The organism is Nocardioides caldifontis (assembly GCF_008087345.1).
Lineage (GTDB): Bacteria > Actinomycetota > Actinomycetes > Propionibacteriales > Nocardioidaceae > Marmoricola_A > Marmoricola_A caldifontis.
Map to the genome: position 1 here is coordinate 1,203,859 of NZ_VHIB01000001.1, position 21,719 is coordinate 1,225,577.

Genomic DNA, 21,719 nt, shown 5'->3' on the forward strand with positions numbered 1-21,719 from the left:
GCGGACGATGAACATCTCCTTGTCCGAGGCTGCCCCGGTGGTCTCGCCCACCTCCGGCGACGGGGTCCTCTCGCTGCTGTGGCTGATCCCGGCGCTGCCGGCGCTCGGCGCGCTGGTGATCCTGGTGCTCGGCAACCGGCGGACCTCGCCGTGGGCGCACTGGCTGGGCACCGCGACGGTCGCGCTGTCGTTCCTGATCGGGCTGGTCGCGTTCTTCCAGCTGCTCGGCCGTGACGAGTCCGACCGGTCGGTCGGCCAGCACCTGTGGACCTGGTTCGAGGCCGGCTCGTTCACCGTCGACCTCGGGATCCTCTACGACCCGCTGTCGTCGCTGTTCGTGCTGCTGATCACCGGTGTCGGCTCGCTGATCCACCTGTACTCCGTGGGTTACATGGCCCACGACGCCGCCCGCGCCCGGTTCTTCGGCTACCTGAACCTCTTCGTCGCGGCGATGCTCGTGCTCGTCCTCTCCGACGGCTACCTCGGCGTGTTCCTCGGTTGGGAGGGCGTCGGCCTGGCGTCGTACCTGCTGATCGGGTTCTGGCACCACAAGCCGACCGCCGCCACCGCCGCCAAGAAGGCGTTCGTGGTGAACCGCGTCGGTGACATGGGGATGGTGCTCGCCACCACGCTGATGTTCGCGACGTTCGGCACGGTCTCCTTCGAGGGCGTCTCGGAGCTCGCGTCCGGCGCCTCGCAGACCACCCTCAACATCCTGGCGCTGCTCCTGCTGCTGGCCGCCTGCGGCAAGTCGGCCCAGGTGCCGCTGCAGTCCTGGCTCCTCGACGCCATGGAGGGTCCGACCCCGGTGTCGGCGCTGATCCACGCGGCGACGATGGTGACCGCCGGCGTCTACCTGGTGGTCCGGTCGAACTTCATCTACGAGCTGACCGAGGTCGGCCGCACCGCGGTCGTCATCGTCGGTGCCGTCACGCTGCTCGCCGGTGCGATCATCGGTTGCGCCAAGGACGACATCAAGAAGGCGCTGGCCGGTTCGACGATGAGCCAGATCGGCTACATGATGCTCGCCGCCGGGCTCGGCGTCGCCGGCTACGCGTTCGCGATCTTCCACCTGCTGACCCACGGCTTCTTCAAGGCCAACATGTTCCTCGGTGCCGGGTCGGTCATGCACGCGATGGACGACGACGTGAACATGCGCCACTACGGCGCGCTGCAGAAGGCCGTGCCGGTCACCTTCCTGACCTTCGCGATGGGCTACCTCGCGATCATCGGGTTCCCCGGCTTCTCCGGCTTCTGGTCGAAGGACAAGATCATCGAGACCGCCTTCGGCGAGAGCCTCTGGATCGGGCTCGCGGCGCTCGCGGGCGCCGGCATCACCGCGTTCTACATGACCCGGCTGATGATCATGACCTTCCTCGGCCGGAAGCGGTGGGAGCCCGGCGTGCACCCGCACGAGTCCCCGAAGGTGATGACGATCCCGCTGATCGTCCTCGCCGCGCTCTCCGTCCTCGGCGGCGTGCTGCTGCTCGGCGACTGGATCGTCGACTGGCTCACGCCGGTGGTCGGCCACGCCGAGCACCACGAGCTGCCGCTGCCGGTGATCGCCTACACGCTGATCGTCGTCGCGGTCGTGGCGGTCGGCGTCGCGGTGGCCTGGCTCCTCGTGGCCAAGCGCGACATCCCGCGCGAGGCGCCGCAGAAGGTCAGCTTCGTCACCCGGGCGGCCCGCGCCGACCTGTACGGCGACGCCGCGAACGAGGCCCTCCTCATGCGACCGGGCAACAACCTGGTCGAGGGGCTGGTCACCTTCGACGACGACTACGTCGACGGCGTCGTGGACGGCACCGGCAGCGCCGCGATAGGCATGTCCGGCACCTTCCGCCGGATCCAGACCGGTTACGTCCGCAGCTACGCCCTGTCCGTCTTCGCCGGCGCCCTGCTGGTGGTCCTCGCACTCCTGGCGGTGAACCTCGGATGAACGACTTCCCCTGGCTGACCACCCTGGTGGTCCTGCCGCTCCTCGGTGCGGTGGCGGTCATGGCCTTGCCGCGCACCAAGGGTGAGCGGGCGGCCACGCAGAGCGACCTGCCGCAGCAGGTGGCGCTCGGCGTCTCGCTGCTGACCTTCGGGGTCGCGGTGGTCACGGCGTTCCAGTTCGACACCGACGCCAGCGGCTTCCAGCTCGAGGAGACCCACAACTGGATCGAGGCGTTCGGCGCGCACTACGCGCTCGGCGTCGACGGGCTCGGCCTCGTGCTGGTGCTGCTGACGGTGATCCTGACCCCGGTCGTGATCCTCGCGTCCTGGCGCGACGGCGACCGCGGCCGCTGGTCGGTGAACTCGTTCTTCGCCTGGATGCTGGCTCTCGAGGGGCTCGCGATCGGCACGTTCGCCGCGACCGACGTCTTCCTCTTCTACGTGCTGTTCGAGGCGACGCTGATCCCGATCTACTTCCTGATCGGCGGGTTCGGCGGGGCGAGACGCTCCTACGCCGCGATCAAGTTCCTGATCTTCTCGCTGCTCGGCGGGTTGGTCATGCTCGCCTCGGTGGTCGGGCTCTACGCCGAGTCGGCAGGGAGCGACGGCGGACCGACGTACCTCCTCGAGGAGCTGGCGCCGATCATGGCCGCCGCCGACACGGACGTCGCCCGCTGGCTCTTCGTCGGCTTCTTCATCGCCTTCGCGATGAAGGCCCCGATGTTCCCGGTGCACACCTGGCTCCCGGACGCCGCCGACGAGGCGACGCCCGGCACCTCGGTGCTGCTGGTCAGCGTGCTCGACAAGATCGGCACCTTCGGCATGATCCGCTTCTGCCTCGGGCTCTTCCCGGAGGCCTCGGAGTGGGCGACGCCGGTGGTGCTGGTCCTCGCCGTGATCAGCATCCTGTACGGCGGCCTCGTGGCGATCGGCCAGCGGAGCATCCCGCGGCTCATCGCCTACACCTCGGTGTCCCACTTCGGCTTCATCGTGCTCGGCATCTTCGTGATGAACAGCCAGGGCCACGTGGGCGCGACGCTCTACATGTTCAACCACGGGCTCTCGACGGGCGTGCTGTTCCTCGTGACCGGCTTCCTCATCGCACGGCGCGGCTCGCGGATGATCCCGGACTTCGGTGGCGTGCAGACGGTCGCGCCGGTGCTCGCCGGGATCTTCCTGGTGGGCGGCCTGTCGTCGCTGTCGCTGCCGGGGCTCTCGCCGTTCGTCTCGGAGTTCCTGGTGATGACCGGGGCGTTCGTGCACAACTGGTGGTACGCCGTGTTCGCGGTCTTCGGGATCGTGCTGGCGGCCCTCTACATCCTGCTGATGTACCAGCGGACGATGACCGGCCCGGTCCGTCCGGGCGTCGAGGGCGTGCGTGACCTCGGGGTCCGCGAGGTCGCCGCGATGGCGCCGCTGCTGGTGCTGATCATCGGTCTCGGGTTCTTCCCGAAGCCGCTGCTCGACGTGATCGAGCCGTCGGTCGAGACCACCCTGACCACCGTCGGCGCGGAGGATCCCGCACCTGATGTGACCGAGGCCGACGTGCACGCCGGCGGCTCGGACGAGGAGGCGCACGCAGAATGAGCTTCGAAGCACCGCACATCGAGTACGCCACCCTCTCGCCGCTGCTGATCGTCTTCGGGGTGGCGCTGGTCGGGGTGCTCGTCGAGGCGTTCGTGCCCCGGCGGCTCCGCTACCTGGTCCAGTCGGTGCTGGCCCTCGTCGGTCTGGTGGCCGCGCTGGCCGCGACGATCTGGGTGGCCACCGACCTCACCGTCCGCGGCGACGGCGCCGCGCGCGGCTCGATCGTCGCCGAGGGCGCGATCGCGGTCGACGGCCCGTCGGTGTTCGTCTGGGGCACCCTGCTGCTGCTCTCGCTGATCAGCGTGCTGCTCTTCGCCGAGCGCCACCTCGACGGCGGGCTCTCCGCCTTCGCCGGCCAGGCGGCGGCGCTGCCCGGCACCGAGGCGGAGCGGCAGGCGTCGACCCGGGGCCTCGAGCACACCGAGGTCTACCCGCTGATGATGTTCGCGGTCGCCGGCATGATGCTCTTCCCGGCGTCCAACGACCTGCTCACGATGTTCGTGGCGCTGGAGATCCTCTCGCTGCCGCTGTACCTGCTCTGCGGGCTGGCCCGTCGTCGCCGGCTGCTGAGCCAGGAGGCCGCGCTGAAGTACTTCATGCTGGGCGCCTTCAGCTCCGGCTTCTTCCTGTACGGCGTCGCGCTCGTCTACGGCTTCTCCGGCTCGACGCACCTCGCCGCGATCGCGGAGGCGGTCAACGGGCGGATCGGCGGCCAGGGGCTGCTCCTCGGCGGCATCGCGCTGATCGCGGTCGGCATGCTGTTCAAGGTCGGCGCCGCGCCGTTCCACTCCTGGACCCCGGACGTCTACCAGGGCGCGCCGACCGCGGTGACCGCCTTCATGGCGGCCTGCACCAAGATCGCCGCCTTCGGTGCGCTGCTCCGGCTCTTCTACGTCGCGTTCGGCTCCGCGGAGCGCGACTGGACCCCGATGATCTGGATCGTCGCGATCCTGACCATGGCCGTCGGCTCGGTCTTCGCGCTCAGCCAGACCGACATCAAGCGGATGCTGGCCTACTCCTCGGTGGCCCACGCCGGCTTCCTGCTGGTCGGCTTCGTCGGGCTCCACGAGGGCGGCGAGGGGATCTCCTCGCTCCAGTCGGTGCTCTTCTACCTGGTCACCTACGGCTTCATGACGGTCGGGGCGTTCGCCGTCGTGACGCTGGTGCGCGACGCCGGCGGCGAGGCGAACCACCTCGCCCGTTGGGCGGGGCTCGGCAAGGAGTCCCCGCTGGTCGCCGGCATCTTCGCCTTCTTCCTGCTGGCGATGGCGGGCATCCCGCTCACCAGCGGGTTCACCGGCAAGTGGGCCGTGTTCAGCTCCGCCGCCCAGGGCGGTGCCTGGCCGCTGGTGGTGATCGCGGTGCTGCTCAGCGTCGTGGCCGCGTTCTTCTACCTGCGCGTGATCGTGCTGATGTACTTCTCCGACCCGGTGGGCGACGCTCCGGCCGTGGCGGTGCCGAGTATCCTCACCACCGTCACGATCGCGATCGGCCTGGCCGCGACCGTGGTCCTCGGCATCCTCCCCGGGCCGGTGCTCGACCTGGCGGCGGACGCCGGGGCGTTCATCCGCTGACCCGCGGGGGCGCCCGCCGCCCCCGTCGTCCCCCACCGAAGGAGCCCTCCCGGTGACCGAGTCCGCCTCCTTGGCGCTGCCCGTGCTCGACGCCGGGCTGGAGGCACGGCTCCGGGAGCGGCTCACCGAGGTCGAGTCCCGGCTCGAGGTGGAGATCCGCTCCGAGGCGCCGTTCATCACCGAGGCGTGCCGCCACCTGCTGCACGCCGGGGGCAAGCGGTTCCGCCCGCTGCTGGTGCTGCTCGCCGCCGAGGCCGGTCCCGACGCCGCCTCGGAGGACGTGCTCACCTCGGCGTGCGTCGTCGAGCTGACCCACCTCGCGTCGCTCTACCACGACGACGTGATGGACGAGGCGGTCCTCCGGCGCGGAGCCGACTCCGCGAACGCCCGGTGGGACAACCACGTCGCGATCCTCGCCGGCGACTGGCTCTTCTCGAAGTCCTCCGAGCTCACCGCCCGGCTCGGCGCCGACGCGGTGCGGATCCAGGCCGAGACGTTCACCCGGCTGGTCGAGGGGCAGATCCTCGAGACCGTCCCGGCCACCCAGGACGAGCTGCTCGGCCACTACCTCAAGGTCGTCGAGGGCAAGACGGGGTCGCTGATCGCCACGTCGGCCCGCTACGGCGCGATGTTCTCCGGTGCGTCCGCGGAGGTCGTCGACGCCCTCACGTCGTACGGCGAGAAGGTGGGGATCGCCTTCCAGCTCTCCGACGACATCCTCGACGTCGGCAGCGACTCCGACGCCTCCGGCAAGACGCCCGGCACCGACCTCCGTGAGGGCGTCCCGACGCTGCCGGTGCTGTTCGCGCTGCGCTCCACCGACCCCGGTGACGGCCGGCTCCAGGAGCTGCTCGGCGCCCCGCTCGAGGACGACGCGCTGCACGCCGAGGCCCTCGAGCTGCTCCGGAAGCACCCGGCGATGGACGAGGCCCGGTCCTACGTGCTGACGCTGGCCCGGGAGGCGACCGAGGTGCTGACGGTGCTCGGCGACGGACCGGTGAAGGACGCGCTCGTCGCCTTCGCCGACCTGATCGCCACCCGCTCCTCCTGACCCTCCCGCCGACCCGTCGCATCTTCACGCGGAATTGGCGCCGAGCCGTCGCATCTTCACGCGGAACTGGCGCCGAGCCGTCGCATCTTCACCGCTTTCGGTGCCGAGCCGGCGGGTCCTGCCGACCTCCACTGGCGCTGCGGGAGCCGCCCGCATGGTGGCGGCGGCCCGTCGGCAAGCCGGCTCGACCCTCTGGGCCTGTGAAGATGCGACGACTCGGCGGTGTTCTGGCGTGAAGATGCGACGACTCGGCAGGACCAGCACGCGCCGGCTCGGCGCCGGCGTCAGCCGCGGTAGGCGGCGACCACAGACGGGCGGGGGAAGGGGTCCGTGTGCGGCCACGTGCTGGCCTGGGACTCGAAGGTCGCGCCGTCGGCCTCGCCCGGGTGCTGCACGGCGACGAACACCGTCCGGTCGTCCCGGGTGATGAACGGCCCGCAGGTCTCGGCCGCGACCGGAACCGTCAGGAACTGCTCGACCTTGCCGCGCGAGCGGCCGGCCACCGGCACCCGGAACAGTCCGTCGTGCGACCCCAGCACGTTGCCGTCGGTGGAGACCCAGAGGTTGCCCTGGCTGTCGAAGGCGACGTTGTCGGGGCAGCTGATCGGCGAGACCTTCTCCTTGGGGAAGCCGCCGAAGTACGTCTCCGGTGCTTCGGGGTCGCCGCAGACCAGGAGCAGGTTCCACCGGAACCGGAGCGCCCGCGGGTCGTCACCCTGCTCGGCGAGCTCGAGCACGTAGCCGTTGCGGTTGCCCGACGCCGGGGTGAGCGGCGCGTCGAGGGAACCGCGGACCATGCTGCTGGTCACCGGGTTCGCCTCGTCTGCCGGGTGCGTGGTGCCCCGGTTGGAGTTGTTGGTCAGGGCGCAGTAGACGCGGCCGTTGACCGGGTTGGGCTCGATGTCCTCGGGCCGGTCCATCCGCGTCGGCCCGACCTGGTCCGCGGCGAGCCGGGTGTCGATGAGCACGTCGGCGACCGAGAACCCGTCGACGTACGACCGCTTGTCGCTCGTGAGCGGGATCCACGAGCCCGTGCCGTCGAACGTGTCGTCGTCGAGCCCGTCACCGGTGAAGCGGGCGACGTACAGCGTCCCCTCGGTCAGCAGCGTGAGGTTGTGGCGGCGCGCGGCTCGCGAGCGTCCCTTGGCCATCCGCTTCGCGGAGACGAACTTGTAGATGTAGTCGCCGCGTTCGTCGTCGCCCATGTACGCCACGACGTGGCCGGACCGCGCGACGGTCACGTTCGCGCCCTCGTGCTTGAACCGGCCCAGCATCGTGTGCTTGCGCGGCGTCGACCGCGGGTCGTACGGGTCGACCTCGACCACCCAGCCGAAGCGGAAGGGCTCGTGCGGCTCCCGCGCGAGGTCGAACCGCGGGTCGACGGTGGCCCAGCCGCGGGTGCTCCCGCCGTTGATGCCGTAGCGCGCGTAGGAGGTGGCGTACGCCGGGTCGGGCTCGCCCTCGAAGTACTGGTTGAAGTTCTCCTCGCCACTGAGCACCGTGCCCCAGGGGGTGAGCCCGCCGGCGCAGTTGTTGAGGGTGCCGCGGACGGTGCGGCCCTTCGGGTCGGCGCTCGTACGGAGCCTGGGGTCACCGGCAGCGGGGCCGGTGAGGGCGAACCGCGTGTCGAGGTGGATGCGGCGGTTGAGCCGCGCCTTGCGGACCGGGACCGGCGTCCACGAGCCGGGGCGTCCGCCGCGACGGAGCTGCACCACGGACATCCCGTGCGCGGCCATCGCGACCTCCTTGACCAGCTCGGGGTCGGTGCCGGTCGGGAACATCAGGTTCTCGTTGGTGTACTCGTGGTTCACCACCAGCAGCTGCTCGCCGCGGCCGAGGGGCAGGAGCCCGACGTAGTCGTTGTTGTAGCCGAACTGCTTCCGTTGTGCGGCTGCGGTCTGCGCGTGCACGTCGAACGCGGGCGCGCCGGGCTCCACCGGGTCGCCCCAACGGATGACGACGTCGCTGCGGAACCCGCGCGGGACGGTCACGCGGTCGTCGGTGTTGGGAGGTACGGCGGTGAAGGCCGCCCGGCTCACCCGGTGGTCGACGGGGCGTCCTCCCGCCGGGCGTCGCGGGGACGCAGCAGCGGGCTCGGCGACGAGGCCCGAGACGGCCAGCGCCGCAGCCCCCGCGGCACCCGCTCCGAGGAGGGCGCGGCGCCCGAGGGCCTGCTCGGCGACCGTGTGGAACTCCGGGTTGGCGGAGGTGTTCGGCACCGGTTGCGAGCAGGCGTCGCCGCACCGGTAGTGGCAGGTCATCGCGCTGCGGGAGCCGTGGGGGCCGGAGCTCGCCGGCAGGAGCGGGAGAAGGTTCGGTCGTCGCGTCATGGCCGCAACCTAGGGACGCGTTCCCCGGGCCGGTCGTCCGTCGGGTGACGCCGGGGTGAACGTCAGGCGGCGGTTCAGGGCGGTGGACGCGGCTCAGGCCTCGGCGAGCTGCGGGGTGACCACCGGCATGGGGAGCAGCAGCCAGTCGATCGTGCCGACCCCGGCGAGGTGAGCGGGGTCGTTGGCGCGCAGCTGCTCCAGCTCCTCCTCGGAGTCGGCGCTGACGACCGCGAGCCCCCAGCTGTGCTCCGGGTCGGCCACCGGCGAGTAGATGAGGACGCGGCCCTCGTTCGAGGGGCCGCGCCAGTACTCGACGTGGGCCGTCATGGCCGCCATCTCGTCGTCGGTCATCGTCTGGGCGAAGTCGGGCCGGTGGGCGTGCAGGCGGTAGAGGTACCAGGACATGATGTGCCTTCCTGTCAGCCCCGAGACGGGGTCAGAGCGGTGCCGGTCTCGAGGAGGGTCTTGAGACCGCTGATGACGAGCGCCCAGCCGCCGCTGACGCCCTCGGCCGTCGCCGGCGAGTGCTCGAGCTGGTCGTGGACGACGGTGAGCTTGGTGAGGCCGCCGTCCTGCTCCTCCACGCGCCAGGTGACGCGGCTCGGCGGCTCCTCGGCGGCAGCGGGTTCCCACAGGCTGCGCCAGCTGTGCACGAGGAGGTGCGGAGGCTCGCACTCGAGGACGACGTCGTCGCCCCAGAGCTGGCCTTCCGGACCGTGGGACCGCAGGGGAGTGCCGGTCTCGAAGGTGGTCTCGATCGTCGACCCGAAGAAGTACTGCCGGCGGAACTCGGTCTCGGTGATCGCCTCCCAGACCTGCTCGGCCGTGGCCCGGATGTAGATCTGGAAGACGAGACGGTCGTTGGGCGTGCTCATGGCGACTCCAATCGCTGCTTCAGGCCGCTGAGGGCGGCGACCTTCGGCTCGGTGTACCTCGAGATCCAGCGGTCGTGGATCAGCCGGATCGGGACGGGGTTGAGGTGGTGCAGCGTCTGGCGCCCGCTCCGGTGGGTCGTCACCAGCCCCGCGGCCACCAGGACCTTGACGTGCTTCATCACCCCGAAGCGCGTCATGTCGGTCCCCTCGGTGACGACCGCCTCGATCTCGGAGAGCGACCTGCCGTCGTGGTCGCGCAGCGCGTCGAGGATCCGCCTCCGGGTGGGGTCGGCGAGGGCCTTGAACACCGGGTCGTCCTCGGTCGCCATCCGTCGACGTTAGGTGACCATTTGGTCACCTGTCAAGGTCGCGGACGCGGCGTACGACGGAGCGGCGCGCCACGAGGGGCGGCTCAACGCGCCACGAGGGGCGGCTCGACGACGGGGTCAGGGGGTGGGGGAGCCGAGGGCGAGGCGCTGGAGACGGAGCCGCTGCCGCTCGCGCATCGAGTCGACGGTGAAGAGCATCAGCGACGCCCAGATGATGGTGAACCCGACCAGCCGGGCGGTGGGCATGGGTTCCCCGAGGAGGGCCACGCCGAGCACGAACTGCAGGGTCGGGGCGAGGTACTGCATCAGCCCCAGCGCGGTGAGCGAGACGCGGGTGGCCGCAGCGCCGAAGCAGATCAGCGGGAGGGCGGTCACGGCGCCGCTGGTCGCCAGCAGCAGGAAGTGCCACGGCGGGTCCTCGAAGGCGTGGCTCTGCCCGGCGAGCTGGAGCCAGACCAGGTAGCCGACGGCGACCGGGGTGACGACCGCCGTCTCGACCGCGAGCCCTTCGACCGCGCCGACGTCCGCCTTCTTGCGGACCAGCCCGTAGGCCGCGAACGAGAACGCCAGCGTGAGCGCCACCCACGGAGGTCGGCCGTAGTCCCAGGTGAGCCCGGCGACGGCGAGCGCCGCGAGCCCCATCGCGGTCCATTGCAACGGCCGCAGCCGCTCGCCGAGGACCACGACGCCGGCGAGGACGGTGACGAGCGGGTTGATGAAGTACCCCAGGCTCGTCTCGACGACGTGCTCGTTGTTGACGCCCCAGATGAACGTGCCCCAGTTGACCGAGATCACAGCGGAGGCGAGCACGAGCAGCCACCGCGTGCGCGGCTCGCGGAGCAGCGCCACGAAGGCGCTACGGAGCCGGAACGCGACCACCAGGACGACCATGACGACCGCGGTCCACGCGATCCGGTGGGCGAGCAGCTCCACCGCGCCGGCGGGCTCGAGCAGCGGCCAGTAGAGCGGGAACGCGCCCCACATGCCGTACGCCGCGATGCCGGCGAGGAACCCCTGACGACCCCGGGCCATCGGGGGCCGTGAACGCTGTCCGCTCAGACGACGGTCCAGGTGTCGCCGCCGCCGAGGAGGTTGGCCAGCGCCGCGTTGCGGTCGTCGGTGCCCTGGGAGGCGGTGGCGACCTGGTCGCGCGCGAGGTCGTCGTACGTCGGCCGCTGCACCTGCCGGAAGATGCCGACCGGCGCCCGGTGGAGGTAGCCGGCGTCGGTGAGCCGCGAGATCGCGAACGCCGTGGTCGGGTCGTCGGCGTGGGCGTCGTGGACGAGCAGCTCGGCCTGGTTGTCCGCGGTGACCTCGACGATCCGCACGCCACCGGTCTCGGTGTCGCGCACGACCCCCTTGGTGCCCTGACCGTCCTCGCCGGGCACGCCGAACCGGATCGGCTCGCCGTGGCGGAGGGGGATCAGCGCGTCGGCGGCGCCGCCGTCGGCGTTGCCGGCCCGAGGGGTGCCCTTGATCGCGTCGAACGCGCCGTCGTTGAAGATCGGGCAGTTCTGGTAGATCTCCACCAGCGCGGTCCCACGGTGGGCGGCGGCCGCGGACAGCACCTCGGTGAGGTGCTTGCGGTCGGAGTCCACGGTGCGGGCCACGAAGGTCGCCTCGGCGCCGAGGGCGAGCGAGACCGGGTTGAACGGCTGGTCGAGCGAGCCCATCGGGGTGGACTTGGTGACCTTGCCGATCTCGGAGGTGGGGGAGTACTGCCCCTTGGTGAGCCCGTAGATCCGGTTGTTGAACAGCAGGATCTTGAGGTTCACGTTGCGGCGCAGCGCGTGGATCAGGTGGTTGCCCCCGATCGAGAGCGCGTCGCCGTCGCCGGTGACGACCCAGACCGAGAGGTCCTCGCGGGCGGTCGCGAGCCCGGTCGCGATCGCCGGGGCGCGACCGTGGATCGAGTGCATCCCGTAGGTGTCGAGGTAGTACGGGAACCGCGAGGAGCAGCCGATGCCGGAGACGAACACGATGTTCTCCCGGCGCAGCCCGAGCTCGGGGAGGAACCCCTGGACGGCGGCGAGCACGGCGTAGTCACCGCAGCCGGGGCACCAGCGGACCTCCTGGTCGGAGGTGTACTCCTTGCGGTTCTGCGGGGCGTCGGTGGTCGGGACCCCGGCCAGTCCGGGGAAGGGGAGCTCGGTGGTGGTCACGAGGACACCTCCTGGTGGGTGCGGTCGGCGGTGCCGGAGGCTGCGCCGGGGTCGGTGCCGACGGTGGACTCGACGAGACCGGTGACGGCCTCGGCGAGGTCGGCGGCCTTGATGGGCATGCCGTTGACCTGGTTGTAGCCGACGACGTCGACCAAGAACTTGGCACGGAGCAACAAGCTGAGCTGGCCGAGGTTCATCTCCGGGACCATCACCGCGTCGTACCGCTTGAGGACCTCGCCGAGGTCCTTGGGGAACGGGTTGAGGTGGCGGAGGTGGGCCTGGGCGACCTCCATGCCGGCGTTGCGGACCCGTCGTACGGCGGCGCCGATCGGGCCGTACGTCGAGCCCCAGCCGAGGACCAGCACGCGGGCCCGGCCGGACGGGTCGTCGACCTGCAGCGGCGGGAGGGCGTCGGCGATCCGGTCGACCTTGGCCTGGCGGGTCCGGACCATCAGGTCGTGGTTGGCGGGGTCGTAGGAGATGTTGCCGTGGCCGTCGCCCTTCTCCAGGCCGCCGATCCGGTGCTCCAGCCCCGCGGTGCCCGGCACCGCCCAGGGGCGGGCGAGGGTGGCCTCGTCGCGCACGTAGGGCCAGAACTCGTCCTTGCCCTCACCGGTCTGGTGGTTGGGCTCGGTGGCGAACGCCGGGTCGATCGTGGGCAGCTCGGAGAGCTCGGGGATCCGCCACGGCTCGGAGCCGTTGGCGAGCATCCCGTCGGAGAGCAGCATCACCGGGGTGCGGTAGGTGACCGCGATCCGGATCGCCTCGACCGCGGCGTCGAAGCAGTCGCCGGGCGACTGCGGCGCGACGATCGGCAGCGGCGACTCGCCGTTGCGGCCGAACATCGCCTGCAGCAGGTCGGCCTGCTCGGTCTTGGTCGGCAGGCCGGTCGACGGGCCGCCCCGCTGGACGTCGACGACGACCAACGGCAGCTCGGTCATCACCGCGAGCCCGATGGTCTCCGACTTCAGCGCGATCCCCGGGCCCGAGGTGGTGGTCACGCCCAGCGCGCCGCCGAAGGAGGCGCCGAGCGCGGCGCCGATGCCGGCGATCTCGTCCTCGGCCTGGAAGGTGATCACGCCGAACCGCTTGTGCTTGCTCAGCTCGTGGAGGATGTCCGAGGCGGGCGTGATCGGGTAGGAGCCGAGGAACAGCGGCAGGTCGGCCTGGACCGCGCCGGCGACCAGCCCGTAGGCCAGCGCCAGGTTGCCGGTGATGTTGCGGTAGGTGCCGCTCGACATCGGAGCCGGCTTGATCTCGTACTGGACGACGAACGCCTCGGTGGTCTCGCCGAAGTTCCACCCCGCCTTGAACGCCGCGATGTTGGCGTCACGGATGTCGGCGACCTTCGCGAACCGCTTCTCGAGGAAGCTGATGGTGGTCTCGGTGGGCCGCCCGTACATCCACGAGACGAGGCCGAGCGCGAACATGTTCTTGGCGCGCGCGGCGTTCTTCCGCGACAGGCCGAACTCCTTGACCGCCTCGACGGTCATCCCGGTCAGGTCGACCGCGTGGAGCTGGTACTCGTCGAGCTGGTCGGTCTCCAGCGGGTCCTCCGCGTAGCCGGCCTTGGCCAGGTTGCGCTTGTTGAAGTCGTGGGTGTCGACGATCACCGTCGCGCCCTTGGGCAGGTCGCCGATGTTCGCCTTCAGCGCCGCCGGGTTCATCGCCACCAGCACGTCGGGGCGGTCACCGGGGGTGAGGATGTCGTGGTCGGCGAAGTGCACCTGGAACGACGAGACGCCCGGCAGGGTGCCCTGCGGCGCCCGGATCTCGGCCGGGAAGTTGGGGAGGGTCGAGAGGTCGTTGCCGAACGACGCGGTCTCCTGCGTGAACCGATCACCGGTGAGCTGCATCCCGTCACCGGAGTCGCCGGCGAACCGGATGATCACCCGGTCCAGCTGCTTGACCTGCTTGGCCACCGCGACCGCCCTTCTCTCTCGTGGAGCCCCCGGCCGGACGCGGACCGACCGGGCCGGAACACGTTTCTCTCGTCCTCGCTCCCAGCCGTCGAGTCTACGTGCCGCCCCTCGCCGAGCGGGCGTGGTCCGGATCACGGGCAGGTCCTTCCACCGGGGCGAAAGTCCCGGTGGACACGCCGACCGAGCCGTTTGTCGCCAGCATCAGTAAAGTCAAGTAACTTACTTGTCTAAGCGGGCCGAGATCGTCGGCCGCAGGGATCCTGAGGGGACACCAGAGACGATGCAGAAGCGAAAGATCACGGCCGGCCTCGCGGGCGTGGTGGCCGGGCTCCTCGCCCTCTCCGCGTGCGGCGGGAGCAGCAGCGGGAGCGAGGGTGACGGCGGCTCCGAGACGATCTCGATCGTCGGCTTCGCCGTGCCGGAGGCGGCCAACAAGGCGATCGCCGACGAGTTCGTGAAGACCGACGCGGGCAAGGGGGTGAAGTTCTCGACCTCCTACGGCGCGTCCGGCGACCAGAGCCGGGCGGTCGAGAGCGGTCTCGAGGCCGACTACGTGCACTTCTCGGTCGCCAGCGACGTCACCCGGCTCGTCGACGCCGGCCTCGTCGCCGAGGACTGGGACGCCGGCGAGAACAAGGGCGTCGTGTCCAACTCGATCGTGGTCTTCGGCGTCCGCGAGGGCAACCCGAAGAACATCCGGACCTGGGACGACCTGGTGGAGCCCGGCGTCGAGATCGTCACCCCGAACCCGGCCTCCTCGGGCGCCGCCCGGTGGAACGCGCTCGCCGCGTGGGGCCAGGTCATCCAGTCCGGCGGCAGCGAGGAGGACGCCGCGGAGTACATCGACAAGTTCTTCGCGAACGTCGTCTCCCTCCCCGGCAGCGGCCGGGACGCCACCACGAGCTTCCTCGGTGGCACCGGCGACGTGCTGATGGCCTACGAGAACGAGGCGATCCTCGCCGCCCAGAACGGTGAGGGCTTCGAGTACGTCATCCCCGAGACCACGCTGCTGATCGAGAACCCGGGCGCGATCCTGGAGGACGCCACCCCGGTGGCCGAGGACTGGCTCGAGTTCGTGCTCAGCGACGAGGGCCAGAAGCAGTTCGCCCTCAAGGGGTTCCGCCCGATCCGCGACGACATCGACTTCGGCGGCACCGTCGAGGGCGCTGCGGACCCGTCCAACCCGTTCCCCGAGGTCCCGAACCTGCTCACGGTCGAGAAGGACTTCGGCTCCTGGAGCGAGGTCTCGGACAAGTTCTTCGACGAGGAGAACGGCCTGGTCACCGAGGCGATCGAAGCGTCGGGCAAGGCGCAGTGACGACTGCTGCTGTCGCGTCCACCCGGTCGGCGGGAAACCGCCGGCCGGGTGGACGCACGAACCTGACCCGAGGCTCGGCCCTCGGCCTCGGCGTGGCGATGCTGTGGTTCAGCCTGCTGGTGCTGATCCCGCTCTGCGCCGTGGTGGTCACGGCCGCCGAGGGCGGGTGGGACACGTTCTGGACGACGATCACCAACGGGCAGACCGCGGCAGCGATCCGGCTGACGGTGACGGCCGCGGCGGTCGTCACGGTCGTCAACGTCGTGGTCGGGCCGATGATCGCCTGGGTGCTCGTGCGCGACCGGTTCTGGGGCAAGGGCGCCCTCGAGCTCCTCATCGACATCCCGTTCGCGCTGCCGACGATCGTCGCGGGGCTCGTGCTGCTCTCGCTCTACGGCCACGACTCCCCGCTGGGCATCGACGTCGCGAACATGCCGTCCTCGGTCTACCTGGCGTACCTGTTCGTCACGTTGCCGTTCGTGGTCCGGATGGTCCAGCCCGTGCTCGAGCAGCTCGAGCTCGACGTCGAGGAGGCCGCCGCGTCGCTCGGGGCCAGCCGGTTCACGACGTTCCGCCGGATCATCCTGCCGAGCCTCACCCCGGCGATCGCCGCGGGCGCGGCGCTCTCCTTCGCGCGGGGCGTGAGCGAGTACGGCTCCCTCGTCCTGCTCTCCGGCAACCTGCCGTTCAAGACCGAGGTCACCTCCGTGCGGATCCTCAGCTCCGTCGAGAACAACAACCTCGCCGGCGCGGCCGCGGTGGCCACCGTGCTGCTCGTGATCTCGCTGCTCGTGATCGTCCTCCTCGACGTGCTCCAGAGAAGGGTGGCCGTCCGTGACTGACCTCCTGACGCGGGAGCAGCCGCCGAAGGCCGCTCCCGTGCGTCGACGCAGCCGCCCCCGGAAGGGGCCGGTGGCCTACCTGCTCCGGCTGTTCGTGACGGCGTACCTCGTCCTGCTCGTGGCATGGCCGGTCTCGCTCGTCGCGATCCGGACCTTCGAGGACGGGTTCTCCGGCATCCAGGGGATCCTCGAGGACCCCGACACCGTGACGGCGCTGAAGCTCACCGTGACGGTGGCCATCTCCGCGGTCGTGGTCAACACCCTCTTCGGGGTCGGCATCTCGCTGCTGCTCGTGCGCAGCGAGTTCCCGGGCAAGCGGGCGCTCAGTGCGCTCGTCGACCTGCCGCTGTCGGTCTCACCGATCGTGGTCGGTCTCGCCCTCGTCCTGGTGTACGGCGGTCGCAACGGCTGGTTCGGCCCCACTCTGGAAGGCGCAGGGCTGCAGGTCGTCTTCGCTACCCCCGGGATCGTCATGGCCACCGCGTTCGTCGCGCTGCCGCTGGTGATCCGGGAGGTCGTGCCGGTGCTCGAGGAGATCGGCACCGACCAGGAGGTGGCCGCGCAGACGCTCGGCGCCAACGGGTGGCAGACCTTCTGGCGCGTCACACTCCCGGCGATCAAGTGGGCGATCGTCTACGGCGTCGTGCTCAGCCTGGCCCGCTCGCTCGGCGAGTTCGGCGCGGTGAAGGTCGTCTCCGGCAACGTGCTGGGGCAGACCCGCACCGCCACGCTCGTCGTCGAGGAGAAGTACCTCAACTTCGACCAGCAGGGCGCCTACGCGACCGCGTTCCTCCTCGCGATGGTCTCCGTCGCCTGCATCGTCATCGTCTCCGTCATCCGTCCGAAGAACGAAAGGTCCTGATCCCATGAGCATCGAAGTGAAGGGAGTCAACAAGAACTTCGGCGACTTCGTGGCGCTCGAGGACATCGACCTCCACATCCCCACGGGCCGGCTGACGGCGCTCCTGGGGCCCAGCGGTGGTGGGAAGTCGACGCTGCTCCGGATCATCGCCGGGCTGGAGACCGCCGACACCGGGACGGTGACCATCGAGGGTGTCGAGGCGACCCACCTCCCGGCCCGCAAGCGCAACGTCGGGTTCGTGTTCCAGCACTACGCCGCGTTCAAGCACATGACGGTGGCGAAGAACGTCGCGTTCGGGCTGGAGATCCGCAAGCGGCCCAAGGCCGAGGTCAGGAAGCGCGTGGAGGAGCTCCTCGAGCTGGTCCACCTCTCGCAGTTCGCCCACCGGCTGCCCTCGCAGCTCTCCGGCGGCCAGCGGCAGCGGATGGCGCTGGCCCGGGCGCTCGCGGTGGAGCCCAACGTGCTGCTGCTCGACGAGCCGTTCGGCGCGCTCGACGCCAAGGTGCGCAAGGAGCTGCGCGACTGGCTGCGCCGGCTCCACGACGAGGTGCACGTGACGACGGTCCTCGTCACCCACGACCAGGAGGAGGCCCTCGAGGTCGCCGACCAGATCGTGGTGATCAACGACGGACGGGTCGAGCAGATCGGCACCCCCGACGAGCTCTACGACAGGCCGGCCAACGACTTCGTGATGTCGTTCCTCGGCCCGGTGACGACGCTCGGCGGGCAGCTGGTGCGGCCGCACGACATCGACCTGAGCGACGACGACAAGGTCGCGGGTTCGGTGCCCGGCGTCATCACGCGGATGGTGCGGATCGGCTTCGAGGTGCGGCTGCACGTGCGGACCGACACCGATCCCGACGTGCACGTGACCATGACGCGCACCCACGCGCGAGGGCTCGAGACCGGTGCGAAGGTGTGGCTGGTGCCGACCAAGGGCGCCCTGACGGTTCCCGCCCTCGACAGCCCGGAGCCGGCCGCCGCCGGCTGACCGGGGCCCGTGCCGGCCGTCGACCGGCCCTCCCGCCCACGTCTCCCTCCACCCCGTCGGCATGATGGGGCGATGGAATTCACGTGGGCCCGGGCGACGGTCGGCTCCGGGGGCGTCGAGCTCGCGGTCTTCGAGGGCGGGGTGCCCGACGGACCGGTCGTGGTGCTGGTGCACGGCTGGCCCGACACCCACCACCTCTGGACCGACGTGGCCGCGCTGCTCGCGCGCCGCTTCCGAGTCGTCGCCTACGACACCCGCGGCATGGGCGAGTCCGGCCACCCAGGCTCCGACGAGGGGTTCGCCCTCCCGCACCTCGCCGCCGACCTCCGCGCCGTCGCCGACGCCGTCAGCCCCGACCGGCCCGTGCACGTCGTGGGCCACGACTGGGGCTCGGTGCAGGTCTGGGAGGCGGTCTGCGAGCCGTGGGCGGCCGACCGGATCGCCTCGTTCACCTCGATGAGCGGTCCGAACGTCGACCACCTGGGCCACTGGGTGCGTCGCTCGGTCGCGCCGCCGACCCCGGGCGGCCTGCTGCGGGTGCTGCGGCAGGGGGTCGCGTCGGCGTACGTCCCGCTGTTCGCCTCGCCCCTGGGCCCGCCGGCGCTGCGCCGGGTGGTCAGCAGCCGGGAGCGTTGGGCGGGGCTGCTCGAGCGGATCGAGCGGGTCCGGCCGGAGGAGCGCCACCACGCGCCGACGCTGCCCGACGACGCGGTCAACGGCCTGGCGTACTACCGCGCGAACATCCACCTGCGCTCGCGCCCCCGCGAACGCCGTACGACGGTCCCGGTGCTGCTCCTCGTCCAGACCCGCGACCCGGCGATCCGCCCGGACAACCTCGAGGAGAGCGGCCGGTGGGTCGAGCATCTCGAGCGGCGCGAGCTGCCCTACGGCCACTGGGTCGCGCTGTCCCGGCCCGACCTGGTGGCGCGCGAGGTCACCGCCTTCGTCGACCGCGTGACCGCAGGCTGAGCCGGGTCACCTCCGAGCTGCTTCCTCCGCGATCCCGACGCGGCTGTGGTGGCGGCCGTAGACGAAGTAGATGACGAGCCCGAGCGCCATCCACACCAGGAACCGCACCCACGTCTCCACCGACAGGTTGAGCATCAGGTAGAAGCAGACCAGCGCCGCGGCGATCGGCAGCACCGGCACCAGCGGCACGGTGAACGCGCGCTGCAGGTCGGGGCGCCGGCGGCGCAGCACGATCACGCCGAGGCTGACCAGGATGAACGCGAACAGCGTGCCGACGTTCACGAGCTCGGCGAGCACGTCGATCGAGGTGAAGGTGGCCAGCAGCGCCACCAGGACGCCCACCGTCGCGGTCACGACGTACGGCGTGCGGTAGGTCGGGTGCACCTTGGCGAACACCTTGGGGAGCAGCCCGTCACGGGCCATCGCGAACGCCACCCGGGCCTGCCCGAGCAGCAGGATCATGACCACGACGATGATCCCGACCGCCGCGCCGATCGCGATCACGTCCGCGATCGTGTCGTGGCCGATGTTCGTGAACGCGGTGGCCAGCGGTGCGGGGTCGGCGGCGTCGATGTCGCGGAAGTCCTGCATCCCGGTGAGGACCACGGTCACCGCGCAGTAGAGCAGGGTGCAGATCGCCAGCGACCCGAAGATGCCGATCGGCACGTCGCGCGACGGGTCCTTCGTCTCCTCCGCGGTGGTGGCGACGACGTCGAACCCGATGAACGCGAAGAACACGATCGCGGCACCGGTCACGATGCCGCCCCAGCCGTAGGTCAGCGGCTCGAGACCGAACAGCACCTCGATCAACGGGGCGTGCCACCCCGACGATCCCGTGGACGGCTCGCTCTCGGGGACGAACGGCGCCAGGTTCGACGCCTTGACGTAGAAGAGGCCGACCACGACGAAGAGCAGCGCGACGCCGACCTTCACCACGACCGCGACCTGGTTGACGATGCTGGACAGCTTGATCCCCGCGATGAGGACGCCGGTGAGGGCGAGCACCAGCAGCCCCGCCGGCAGGTTCATGAACCCGTCGCTGGTGTTCGCGACAGACGCCGGGATCTCCAGCGCCGTGCCCTCGAGGACGTTCTGCAGGTAGCCCGACCAGCCGCCGGCGACCGCCGCGGCCCCGACGACGAACTCGAGGATCAGGTCCCAGCCGATGATCCAGGCGACCAGCTCGCCCAGGGTCGCGTAGGAGAACGTGTAGGCGCTGCCGGCCACCGGGACGGTGGAGGCGAACTCGGCGTAGCAGAGGGCGGCCAGCCCGCAGCCGATCGCGGCGATCACGAAGGAGATCGCGAGCGCGGGGCCGGCGTACTCCTTGGCGGCGCTGCCGGTCAGCACGAAGAGCCCGCCGCCGATGGTGACGCCGACGCCGAAGACCATGAGGTCGAGCGCGCCGAGGTTCTTCTTCAGCCGGTGCTCCGGCTCGTCGGTGTCGGCGATCGACTGCTCGACCGACTTGGTGCGCAGGAGTGCACTGGGCATGGGGGTCCTCCTCGACCGTCGCCGTCTCCGGTGCGGGCATACCCCCGTCGACGCCCGTCTAGTCGGACGGCTCGTCCTCACTCCTACAGTGGGGCACGTGGAGGGGCGACAGTTCGAGGCCGGGCGCTACCGGCTGTGGGTGCTCGACGTCGGGCTCGCGTGCTGCGCGGTCGAGTTCGTCGCGGCGACGCTCGACCCGGTCCTCGACGATCGCGGGGTGCAGCCGTACGCCGGAGCGCCCGAGCGTGCGGACGTGCTGGTCGTCTCCGGCACCGTGACCGACAAGCTCGCCCCCGCCGTGGTCAGCCTCTACGAGCGGATGCCCGAGCCGCGCCGCGTCATCTCGTTCGGGTCCTGCGCCAACTCCGGGGGGCCCTACTGGGACTCCTACTGCGTGGTGAAGGGGGTCGACTCGCTCGTGCCGGTCGACCTCTACGTCCCCGGCTGCCCGCCGCGTCCCGAGGCGCTGCTCGCGGCGCTGGAGCAGCTCGACACGGTGGCGGCGTCGTGACCCTGCTCGAGGAGCTCCTGCCGCGGGTGGAGGGTGCGACGGTCGACGACGGTTTCGCGCCGGCGACCCTCGACGTCCCTCTCGACGGCTGGGCCGGTGCGGTCGCCGCGGCGAAGGGGCTCGGGGCGACGTACTTCGACTTCCTCAGCGCCGTCGACGAGCCGGACGGCATCCGTGTGGTCTGCCACCTGGTTCGACCCGTCCCGTTCGAGCACCTCGTGCTGCGGACGGTGCTCGACACCGCGGCCACGGTCGCCTCCGTCGCGTCGGTGTTCGAGGGTGCCGCGTGGCACGAGCGGGAGACCGCGGAGATGTTCGGTGTGACGTTCCTGGACGGCTCGGGCGAGCCGCTCCGCCTCGCCCCGTTGCTGCTCCCGCCCGGCTTCCCGCACCACCCGCTGCGCAAGGACTACGCCCTGCAGGCCAGGGTCGAGACGCCGTGGCCGGGGGAGAAGGAGCCGTCGTGAGGTCGCCCGAGGAGCTCCCGGCCCGGTCGCGCGGGGTCATCGCGTTGATCGAGAGCAACTGCACGGTGTGCATGCTGTGTGCCCGCGAGTGCCCGGTGTGGTGCATCCACATCGACTCCCACAAGGAGGTCACGCCTGCCTCCGGCGCCGGCGGCCGCGACCGGTCGCGCAACGTGCTGGACCGGTTCGCGCTCGACTACTCCGTCTGCATGTACTGCTCGATCTGCGTCGACGTCTGCCCCTTCGACGCGCTCTTCTGGTCGCCGGAGTACGCCTACGCCGAAGGGGACCTCGTCGACCTCGTCCAGGAGCAGGACCGGCTGCAGGAGTGGGTCGCGTCGGTGCCCGCTCCGCCGGCGGCCGGCGAGGGGGCCGAGCCGCCCAAGGAGGTCGCTGCCGCCGAGCGAGCCGCCCGCCGGGTACGTCGTCGCTGAACCCGCTGTCTGTGTGGTGGCGGTGTCGTGCCATCGGCGTCAGAGCCACCACACAAGGCCCCC

20 protein-coding genes are annotated in these 21,719 nt (G+C 70.9%); 12 read left to right on the forward strand and 8 right to left on the reverse strand.

Annotation, left to right across the window (positions count from 1 at the left end):
* Nucleotides 1–7: 7 nt before the first annotated feature.
* The 4 genes from nuoL to FIP57_RS13950 are packed head-to-tail and all read left to right on the forward strand — an operon-like array spanning nucleotide 8 to nucleotide 6,150.
* On the forward strand, nucleotides 8–1,939 hold the full coding sequence (gene nuoL / locus FIP57_RS13935; RefSeq protein WP_148574035.1) for an NADH-quinone oxidoreductase subunit L: 1,932 nt from the start codon (nucleotides 8–10) through the stop codon (nucleotides 1,937–1,939).
* Nucleotides 1,936–3,525 carry an NADH-quinone oxidoreductase subunit M gene (locus tag FIP57_RS13940; protein ID WP_148574036.1) on the forward strand — a complete coding sequence of 530 codons (1,590 nt, stop codon included), beginning with the start codon at nucleotides 1,936–1,938 and terminating at the stop codon, nucleotides 3,523–3,525. The genes nuoL and FIP57_RS13940 overlap by 4 nt, the downstream gene beginning before the upstream one ends.
* Entirely contained in the window at nucleotides 3,522–5,099 is a 1,578-nt protein-coding gene (nuoN, locus tag FIP57_RS13945; protein ID WP_148574037.1) for an NADH-quinone oxidoreductase subunit NuoN, read from the forward strand. Before FIP57_RS13940 ends, nuoN begins: the two co-directional genes overlap by 4 nt.
* A 52-nt stretch (nucleotides 5,100–5,151) precedes the next feature.
* The gene (locus FIP57_RS13950; RefSeq protein ID WP_148574038.1) at nucleotides 5,152–6,150 is read left to right on the forward strand and encodes a polyprenyl synthetase family protein; all 999 of its coding nucleotides are present in this window, start codon (nucleotides 5,152–5,154) and stop codon (nucleotides 6,148–6,150) included.
* A 284-nt stretch (nucleotides 6,151–6,434) separates the two neighbouring features.
* Here FIP57_RS13950 and FIP57_RS13955 read toward each other — a convergent pair whose 3' ends face one another.
* The 7 genes from FIP57_RS13955 to FIP57_RS13980 all read right to left on the reverse strand — a co-directional run bounded on the left by FIP57_RS13955 (nucleotide 6,435) and on the right by FIP57_RS13980 (nucleotide 13,900).
* A complete protein-coding gene (locus FIP57_RS13955; RefSeq protein ID WP_148574039.1) occupies nucleotides 6,435–8,480 on the reverse strand; it encodes a PhoX family protein in 2,046 nt (681 codons plus the stop codon).
* Nucleotides 8,481–8,573: 93 nt separating this feature from the next.
* Nucleotides 8,574–8,885 (reverse strand): YciI family protein, encoded by a 312-nt coding sequence (locus FIP57_RS13960; RefSeq protein WP_148574040.1) that lies wholly within the window; start codon nucleotides 8,883–8,885, stop codon nucleotides 8,574–8,576.
* Between the two features lie 14 nt (nucleotides 8,886–8,899).
* Nucleotides 8,900–9,355: an SRPBCC family protein gene (locus tag FIP57_RS24065; protein WP_162529811.1), complete on the reverse strand. Its 456-nt coding sequence runs from the start codon at nucleotides 9,353–9,355 to the stop codon at nucleotides 8,900–8,902.
* The gene (locus FIP57_RS24070; protein WP_162529812.1) at nucleotides 9,352–9,684 is read right to left on the reverse strand and encodes an ArsR/SmtB family transcription factor; all 333 of its coding nucleotides are present in this window, start codon (nucleotides 9,682–9,684) and stop codon (nucleotides 9,352–9,354) included. Before FIP57_RS24070 ends, FIP57_RS24065 begins: the two co-directional genes overlap by 4 nt.
* A 117-nt stretch (nucleotides 9,685–9,801) precedes the next feature.
* On the reverse strand, nucleotides 9,802–10,716 hold the full coding sequence (gene rarD / locus FIP57_RS13970; protein ID WP_148574041.1) for an EamA family transporter RarD: 915 nt from the start codon (nucleotides 10,714–10,716) through the stop codon (nucleotides 9,802–9,804).
* A 23-nt stretch (nucleotides 10,717–10,739) separates the two neighbouring features.
* The gene (locus FIP57_RS13975; protein ID WP_148574042.1) at nucleotides 10,740–11,846 is read right to left on the reverse strand and encodes a 2-oxoacid:ferredoxin oxidoreductase subunit beta; all 1,107 of its coding nucleotides are present in this window, start codon (nucleotides 11,844–11,846) and stop codon (nucleotides 10,740–10,742) included.
* Nucleotides 11,843–13,900, reverse strand: a complete 2,058-nt coding sequence (locus tag FIP57_RS13980; protein WP_420846695.1) for a 2-oxoacid:acceptor oxidoreductase subunit alpha — start codon at nucleotides 13,898–13,900, stop codon at nucleotides 11,843–11,845. Before FIP57_RS13980 ends, FIP57_RS13975 begins: the two co-directional genes overlap by 4 nt.
* Nucleotides 13,901–14,048: 148 nt before the next feature.
* Here FIP57_RS13980 and FIP57_RS13985 point away from each other — a divergent pair, with 148 nt between their 5' ends.
* From FIP57_RS13985 to FIP57_RS14005, 5 genes are all read left to right on the forward strand, one after another.
* Nucleotides 14,049–15,086: a sulfate ABC transporter substrate-binding protein gene (locus FIP57_RS13985; protein WP_148574044.1), complete on the forward strand. Its 1,038-nt coding sequence runs from the start codon at nucleotides 14,049–14,051 to the stop codon at nucleotides 15,084–15,086.
* Nucleotides 15,083–15,928, forward strand: a complete 846-nt coding sequence (gene cysT / locus FIP57_RS13990; protein WP_148574045.1) for a sulfate ABC transporter permease subunit CysT — start codon at nucleotides 15,083–15,085, stop codon at nucleotides 15,926–15,928. Before FIP57_RS13985 ends, cysT begins: the two co-directional genes overlap by 4 nt.
* The gene (locus FIP57_RS13995) at nucleotides 15,921–16,790 is read left to right on the forward strand and encodes a sulfate ABC transporter permease (RefSeq protein ID WP_238993452.1); all 870 of its coding nucleotides are present in this window, start codon (nucleotides 15,921–15,923) and stop codon (nucleotides 16,788–16,790) included. The genes cysT and FIP57_RS13995 overlap by 8 nt, the downstream gene beginning before the upstream one ends.
* 4 nt (nucleotides 16,791–16,794) lie before the next feature.
* The gene (locus FIP57_RS14000) at nucleotides 16,795–17,781 is read left to right on the forward strand and encodes a sulfate/molybdate ABC transporter ATP-binding protein (protein ID WP_148574046.1); all 987 of its coding nucleotides are present in this window, start codon (nucleotides 16,795–16,797) and stop codon (nucleotides 17,779–17,781) included.
* Nucleotides 17,782–17,853: 72 nt separating this feature from the next.
* The gene (locus tag FIP57_RS14005; RefSeq protein WP_148574047.1) at nucleotides 17,854–18,750 is read left to right on the forward strand and encodes an alpha/beta fold hydrolase; all 897 of its coding nucleotides are present in this window, start codon (nucleotides 17,854–17,856) and stop codon (nucleotides 18,748–18,750) included.
* A gap of 6 nt (nucleotides 18,751–18,756) precedes the next feature.
* On the opposite strand, the gene FIP57_RS14010 is transcribed toward FIP57_RS14005, so the two are convergent.
* On the reverse strand, nucleotides 18,757–20,244 hold the full coding sequence (locus FIP57_RS14010; RefSeq protein WP_148574048.1) for an amino acid permease: 1,488 nt from the start codon (nucleotides 20,242–20,244) through the stop codon (nucleotides 18,757–18,759).
* Nucleotides 20,245–20,341: 97 nt separating this feature from the next.
* On the opposite strand from FIP57_RS14010, the gene FIP57_RS14015 reads away from it, so the two are divergent.
* From FIP57_RS14015 to FIP57_RS14025, 3 genes are read left to right on the forward strand one after another with little or no spacing between them, the layout of a single operon-like run.
* On the forward strand, nucleotides 20,342–20,755 hold the full coding sequence (locus tag FIP57_RS14015) for an NADH-quinone oxidoreductase subunit B (RefSeq protein WP_238993453.1): 414 nt from the start codon (nucleotides 20,342–20,344) through the stop codon (nucleotides 20,753–20,755).
* Nucleotides 20,752–21,222, forward strand: coding sequence for an NADH-quinone oxidoreductase subunit C (locus tag FIP57_RS23275; protein WP_162529813.1), 471 nt, complete (start codon nucleotides 20,752–20,754; stop codon nucleotides 21,220–21,222). Before FIP57_RS14015 ends, FIP57_RS23275 begins: the two co-directional genes overlap by 4 nt.
* Complete coding sequence (locus FIP57_RS14025) at nucleotides 21,219–21,656, forward strand: 4Fe-4S binding protein (protein ID WP_238993454.1); 438 nt, start codon at nucleotides 21,219–21,221, stop codon at nucleotides 21,654–21,656. Before FIP57_RS23275 ends, FIP57_RS14025 begins: the two co-directional genes overlap by 4 nt.
* The last annotated feature ends 63 nt before the right edge of the window (nucleotides 21,657–21,719 follow it).

Excerpts from the sequence above, each read along its gene's own strand:
- FIP57_RS13955 (WP_148574039.1), bottom strand. The coding sequence starts at position 8,480 with ATGACGCGACGACCGAACCTTCTCCCGCTCCTGCCGGCGAGCTCCGGC.
- FIP57_RS14000 (WP_148574046.1), top strand. The coding sequence starts at position 16,795 with ATGAGCATCGAAGTGAAGGGAGTCAACAAGAACTTCGGCGACTTCGTG.
- rarD (WP_148574041.1), bottom strand. The coding sequence starts at position 10,716 with ATGGCCCGGGGTCGTCAGGGGTTCCTCGCCGGCATCGCGGCGTACGGC.
- FIP57_RS13940 (WP_148574036.1), top strand. The coding sequence starts at position 1,936 with ATGAACGACTTCCCCTGGCTGACCACCCTGGTGGTCCTGCCGCTCCTC.
- FIP57_RS13960 (WP_148574040.1), bottom strand. The coding sequence starts at position 8,885 with ATGTCCTGGTACCTCTACCGCCTGCACGCCCACCGGCCCGACTTCGCC.
- FIP57_RS24065 (WP_162529811.1), bottom strand. The coding sequence starts at position 9,355 with ATGAGCACGCCCAACGACCGTCTCGTCTTCCAGATCTACATCCGGGCC.
- nuoL (WP_148574035.1), top strand. The coding sequence starts at position 8 with ATGAACATCTCCTTGTCCGAGGCTGCCCCGGTGGTCTCGCCCACCTCC.
- FIP57_RS14010 (WP_148574048.1), bottom strand. The coding sequence starts at position 20,244 with ATGCCCAGTGCACTCCTGCGCACCAAGTCGGTCGAGCAGTCGATCGCC.
- FIP57_RS24070 (WP_162529812.1), bottom strand. The coding sequence starts at position 9,684 with ATGGCGACCGAGGACGACCCGGTGTTCAAGGCCCTCGCCGACCCCACC.
- FIP57_RS14005 (WP_148574047.1), top strand. The coding sequence starts at position 17,854 with ATGGAATTCACGTGGGCCCGGGCGACGGTCGGCTCCGGGGGCGTCGAG.
- nuoN (WP_148574037.1), top strand. The coding sequence starts at position 3,522 with ATGAGCTTCGAAGCACCGCACATCGAGTACGCCACCCTCTCGCCGCTG.
- FIP57_RS13985 (WP_148574044.1), top strand. The coding sequence starts at position 14,049 with ATGCAGAAGCGAAAGATCACGGCCGGCCTCGCGGGCGTGGTGGCCGGG.